Raw genomic sequence first — 656 nt, forward strand, 5'->3', positions numbered from 1 at the left:
TCGGCCTCACAGGCCGCCAGCAATTCCTCCAGCGCGTCCAGGTCGCCCGACACGACGACCGAACCGGGAGCATTGACCACCGCCACCGTCAACCGACCGCCCCAACGGGCCACCAACTCCGCGGCCCGCTCATCCCCGAGGCCGACCGACACCATCCCACCCCGATCCGCCAGAGCGACCAGGGCCCTGCTGCGCAGCGCCACCACCCTGGCGGCGTCCTCCAACGACAACGCCCCCGCCACATACGCCGCCGCGATCTCCCCCTGCGAATGCCCGACCACGCAATCAGGCTCCACACCATGAACACGCCACAACTCCGCCAGCGCCAACTCCGCCAGCGCCACCATCACCGCGAACAGAGCGGGCTGCACCACATCCACCCGCTCCAGCGAGCCACCGCCGACCAGCACCTCCACCAACGACCAGTCCGTGAACGGCGCCAACGCCACAGCACACGCGTCGATCACCTCCCGGAACACCGGCTCCGAGGCGTACAACCCCCCGCCCATACCCACCCACTGCGCACCCTGCCCCGGAAACACGAACACCGACCGACCCAACGGACGGACAGTCCCCGTGACCAGACCCGGCGCCGACCGGCCCTCCGCCAGCGCCTCCAACGCCTCCACACCGCTCAGCACCGCCCGGTGCTCGAA

Annotated in this window: 1 protein-coding gene; it reads right to left on the minus strand. The window is 70.4% G+C overall.

Annotated elements, in window-relative coordinates; genetic code table 11:
• Window positions 1-656 (minus strand): acyltransferase domain-containing protein (locus tag IF37_RS40420; protein ID WP_037858473.1); only part of this gene is annotated, 656 nt, incomplete at both ends.

It is taken from the genome of Streptomyces sp. NRRL S-31 (assembly GCF_000718775.1).
Lineage (GTDB): Bacteria > Actinomycetota > Actinomycetes > Streptomycetales > Streptomycetaceae > Streptomyces.